This is a genomic window from Streptomyces sp. NPDC005728 (assembly GCF_040630895.1).
In the GTDB taxonomy this organism is placed as follows: domain Bacteria; phylum Actinomycetota; class Actinomycetes; order Streptomycetales; family Streptomycetaceae; genus Streptomyces.
This window is the reverse complement of the sequence record NZ_JBEXYL010000230.1, coordinates 1-4,556: the sequence shown is the minus strand read 5'-3', so window position 1 is coordinate 4,556 and position 4,556 is coordinate 1. Positions and strand designations below refer to the sequence as shown.

At 67.9% G+C, this 4,556-nt stretch carries 5 protein-coding genes; 2 read left to right on the top strand and 3 right to left on the bottom strand.

What is annotated here, in order from left to right:
* The coding region (locus ABZ471_RS47835) for a hypothetical protein (protein WP_359075436.1) at positions 1-476 on the bottom strand (476 nt) is incomplete at its 3' end.
* Positions 477-659: 183 nt separating this feature from the next.
* On the bottom strand, positions 660-800 hold the full coding sequence (locus ABZ471_RS47830; protein ID WP_359075435.1) for a hypothetical protein: 141 nt from the start codon (positions 798-800) through the stop codon (positions 660-662).
* 213 nt (positions 801-1,013) lie between these two features.
* Between ABZ471_RS47830 and ABZ471_RS47825 the strand changes: the two genes are divergently transcribed.
* Together ABZ471_RS47825 and ABZ471_RS47820 are read left to right on the top strand one after the other, a co-directional pair.
* Positions 1,014-1,889 (top strand): hypothetical protein, encoded by an 876-nt coding sequence (locus ABZ471_RS47825; protein ID WP_359075434.1) that lies wholly within the window; start codon positions 1,014-1,016, stop codon positions 1,887-1,889.
* A 665-nt stretch (positions 1,890-2,554) separates the two neighbouring features.
* On the top strand, positions 2,555-3,757 hold the full coding sequence (locus ABZ471_RS47820; RefSeq protein WP_359075433.1) for an alpha/beta fold hydrolase: 1,203 nt from the start codon (positions 2,555-2,557) through the stop codon (positions 3,755-3,757).
* Between the two features lie 430 nt (positions 3,758-4,187).
* On the opposite strand, the gene ABZ471_RS47815 is transcribed toward ABZ471_RS47820, so the two are convergent.
* Positions 4,188-4,556 (bottom strand): class I SAM-dependent methyltransferase (locus tag ABZ471_RS47815; protein WP_359075432.1); only part of this gene is annotated, 369 nt, incomplete at its 5' end.

Here is a 4,556-nt window from a genome sequence, read left to right as displayed (position 1 = left end):
GCCCGGGAGGGCGCGACGTGGGCTGCGTGGCGGTCCCTGCCGGTCTGCAGATAGTTGCGCAGGGACAGTCGGGGGTCCTGCCGCTGCATCTCGATCTTCCGGAGGATCTTGCGGGCCAGGCGTATGTCGTCGGGGGTATCGACATACACCCGCCACGCCGCCCGCCGGACCACGGATGGCAGTGACAGCGCGAACAGGCCCTCGACCACGACCAGCAGCACGCCGGGGCGCAGCAGCGCCGCGTCAATGGCGTGTGTCACCGCTGTCTCGTCGATCGACCCCGGATGGTTCCAGTCGAGGACGGCGTGCCCGTCGGCACTGACCGTCCACACACCCCGCAGGGGGTCGTGCGCGGGCACGTAGTAGTCGTCCAGATGGACCAGCGCGATGTTCTCGGGACACTGCAGCGACAGGGCTTCGGCAAGGGTGGACTTGCCGGATGCGGTGCCGCCTGCGACCGCCAGTACACCCGTCATACCGGGCGCTCCTCATGTGCTCAAAGGGGATAGACGAAGCGGCCGGACAAGCCGGGTGCAGGGAATGTACGGCGGCGTGATCGCCCATGGCAAGCGGGTCGCGTTCGAGGGCGAGCTTGAGCTGGGAACGAGCATCGGACCGCTCGGGTGCGGCCACCTCGCTCCAGAACGCGTGCGTGAGGATCACGGCAGTGAGGTCGCGTCGCGTTCCTTCTCCCGCAGCGCGGCGACCTCCTTCTGCTCCTGCTCCGACCAGCCCGGATACGACGGGGACGTGGCCAGCCAATAGCCCTCGGGCCGCTGCCAGGCATCCAACGGCTTCACGGAGTACAGCAGCTGCTTGTACAGGGCTTCGAAGTCGGCCGCACCTGGTTGAGGTCCCGCTGCGCCTGGAGGAGATCGTCGGGTTCTCTGGGGCTTTGGTGGCTGTGGTGTGACATTGCGCCTCGTGCTGTCGTTTGCCGTATCACGACGGTTCTCGGGGAGTGTGGCTCTTGTAGTGGATCGTTGCGATCGACACACGGAGCATGGGAACGAATGTACGAAATATTTCTCGTCTCGATGCCGTCGGGGACCCGGTACTGGACCGTGGTGGACGACGAGCTGGAGGTCGTCGGGGAGGCGGACCGCTTCCTGAGGGAGGTGCGCCTGGCCCGGGGCCGGGCAGAAACGACAACGAAGGCCTACGCCGGGGCGGTGACCTTGTTCCTGCGCTGGTGCGCGGGTACCGGGCGGGACTGGTCGACCGAGGCCCGGGATATGGGGCTGTTCATGGTGTGGCTGCGGTGGGCGCCGGGCAACGGTGGCCAGCGCCGGACCGTGGTACCAGGGCCGGGAGGAACGCCGGTCCGTGGGGGTGCGCGAATCAACAAGGTGCTGACCGCCGTACGGATGTTCCTGCTGCACGCGGTGGTCAACGAGGCCGCGCCAGCCTGGGTACTTGAACAGCTCTACGAGCTGGGGGATGACCGTGACCTGCCGGTGGAGGCGCAGGGCGAGAGCGGTGGGACGCGGTACCGGCTGCGGGCCCGTCACCGGCTGCAGGAGCCGGAGGCGGAAGTGGACCGGGCTGCTGACGAAGAAGTCGTGGCGATGCTGCGGGCCTGTCGGTCAGCCCGGGACAGGTTGATCGTGGTGCTGCTGTCGCGGGTGGGGTTGCGTCCGGGGCGGGTCGCAGGGCTGCACCGCTGTGATGTCCGCCTGCGAGCACGCCGACGAAACCCGCGAACAATAGGACACCCTGGCCACCCACGCCCACCAGATCCAGGTCCTGACCCTGCGCAACGCCGAGCTGAACACACAGAATGCCCGTCTCCTCAAACGGCTGCGGCAGTCGGGGGACAACGTCGCAGTCCTGTCGGCCCCGAGCTCTCCTTTACCGTGACCGGGCGCGCCACCTGCCCGTTCGCGTGATCTTCAGCAGTATGACCAATGTTTCGCACGACAGGCATATGCGTCCCCGCCTCGGGGACCTGATCCTCCCGTGAATGAGAGGGGCGAGCCTTTGTCCTGGCAGAGCACACGGTTCGGGCGGGTGGGTATGCGAGCAATCTGGTGATGTGCGCGCTGGTGAGACGGGCGCCGGCGGTCCGAATGGGGCCCGCCTGGCCGCCTGGCGCCACCGCCGGGGACTGACCGGGGACGCCCTTGCCTCCAGCACCGGTCTGGAGCTCGATCACCTCGCCGCGCCGGCCCCGGGGGGAAGCTGCTCAAGTGACTCGGCACAACCCCGACGACTTCGTCCGGCTGCCGCGACCCGTGCCCCGGTGAACTGCGGCTATGCCGAGCCGCTCGACGTCCCGGCGCCGGCGCGGGCGGTCCACACGTCGGCCGGCCACTTCTTTTGGAACCTCACATAGTCCCCCATCAGCAGCGCCACTCGGGCCTGCAGCGCAGTCGCCGGCGCGCTCCCCAGGGCGTCCCGCCGATCGGAGGAGCGGCGCCCACCCGATCAGTCACCATCCGTGCGCCCCGCCGTTCCGGCTCCCCGTGCCGCCCGGGGGAGGCGGAGATGCTGACCACCTCTGGGAACAACCGTTCCTCAGGGCGAACAGACATCGGAGGCGACCATGCAGCCAATGACACCCGTCGACCACAAGGTCAAGCACAAATCAACTATCCCGGCGAATTTCGGCGACGAGATCGAGCTCTTCGTACGGGAATACAAGAAGGCCGGTGGATCCGGCGGCAGCGGCACCCCTAAGCCGGTTCTCATGCTCCATGGCAGGAGCGTTCCGGCCCTCCCCGGCTTTGACCTCGTGCTCCCTCCCAAGGGCGGCTCCCCGAACCCGGACGCCAAGTACAGCTGGGCGCAGTACCTGGCGAGCAGGGGCTACGACGTGTTCATCATGGACCTCCAGGGTTCCGGGCTCTCGCCTCGACCGAAGATGGATGACCCGTGCAACGCCAACCCGGCCCAGCGGGGCCTCCTGGAGACCAATCCCGGCACGGGGACCTGCTCTCCGACAGCGCCCTACCCGCACCAACTGGGCAACTCCCAGAGCGAATGGGACGAGCTGGCCACCGTGGTCAAGTTCATCAGGGCGCGGTGCAACAACGAGAAAGTCTCCTTCATCGGCTGGTCCGCGGCCGCGTTCGTCATGGGCCCGTACGCGCTGCAGAATCCCGGGAACGTGGCGAGAATGTTCCTTCTCGCGCCCATCTTTCCCCCGGCCGGCCGGTGGTCGACGCACAGCGCCACACCCTTCGCTCCGCCTCCCGGAACGGGTCTGCCGACACAGCCCGAGTCCAAGCCGCCCGCGGTCTTCGGCTTCCCGATGAACCTGACCAGCAAGGCAGGCCTGCAAGGCACCATCAGTGACACGGAGCTGGCCGACCACGTGTGGCAGGCCATCATGGACGGCGACAGCGTCGGCCAGAAGTGGGGCGGCCCCACCGCGGGGGCACCCGAAGGCGTCATGCGGTGGCGCAACTCCTACTGGTGGGGGTGGAACAAGAGCACCGCGCCGTACGGCTCCACGCTCGGCACCGCTGTGCCGGTATGCATCGTCTACGGAGACCAGGACAAGACGGCCAACACGGCGGAGGAGTTGGGCCCGGTGCTGCACTTCTCCGTTCCGGAGCTCTACAAGGCGATTCCGGGCGCCGACAAGCTGATGATCCGTGTCGAGGGCTGGGACCACAATCCGGTCTGGGAACGTCGGCCCAACCGGCTTCTGCAGCAGATGTCCGAGAAGTGGCTCGAAGACAAGAAGGTGTTCGGCGTCGAGACCGGAAGCTGGGTCATGGACGCGGACGGCGTGGTGGCGGAAGTGGAGTGAGGCCGCGGGCAGCGGATGACACGCGGGACGAGCCGGGGCCGGCCGACACCAGGCCCCGGCGTGAGCACGGCCGCCTCTGTGTAAGGCGTGATCATGTCCGACACCCGCTTCTCGATGCCTAGACCCACGGGACAGAGGGCCAACTCCTCGGCGTCAGCAAGCGGCGGCAGCGCCCGATCCAGGCGAACGATCGCTCGACCACCCAACGGCGTGGGACAACCGCGAACATCGGCACGAGCAGCTTGAGCGCGAACAGGCCAGCCCCAAAGAAGCCGCCGGTCGCACCGAGCACCGGCACGGACACCCGTAATGGGCCGATCCCGCCCGACAGTCGAACCCCTATCGCACATCCCTCAAGTCACACGGGCACCGTGCGCGAATGCCGGGGACGGTACTCACGGCCTCGGGCGGATGGGCCGCAGTGGGGCGGTCAGGCGCGGGCTTGGACGATGAGGGTGCCGATGTGACCGGCTTTCGGGGCATCTACCACTGTGGCCTCGGCGGTTGTGAAGCCGGCCCGGAGAAGGTGCCGTTCCCACACTGCGGGCGTGTAGCTGTAGCGGTAGGTGAACATGGCCTTCCCGGCGAAGCCGCCCTTGTACATGCCCTGTGGGCCGTAGGCGCCGGGGATGGCCGGCGGCTGGGAGAACACGAATACGCCGCCCGGGACCAGGTGCTCGCGCACGAGAGGGAAGAGGCGGGACGGGTCGGTGAACCAGGCCGCGCCGAAGATGGAGTACACCGCGTCGTAGCGGGCTTCGTCGGCGGTGAGCCATGTGAGGATCTCGCTCTGCTCGAT

Coding starts and splice junctions, on each gene's coding strand:
- ABZ471_RS47820 (WP_359075433.1), top strand. CDS start 2,555: ATGACACCCGTCGACCACAAGGTCAAGCACAAATCAACTATCCCGGCG.
- ABZ471_RS47825 (WP_359075434.1), top strand. CDS start 1,014: ATGTACGAAATATTTCTCGTCTCGATGCCGTCGGGGACCCGGTACTGG.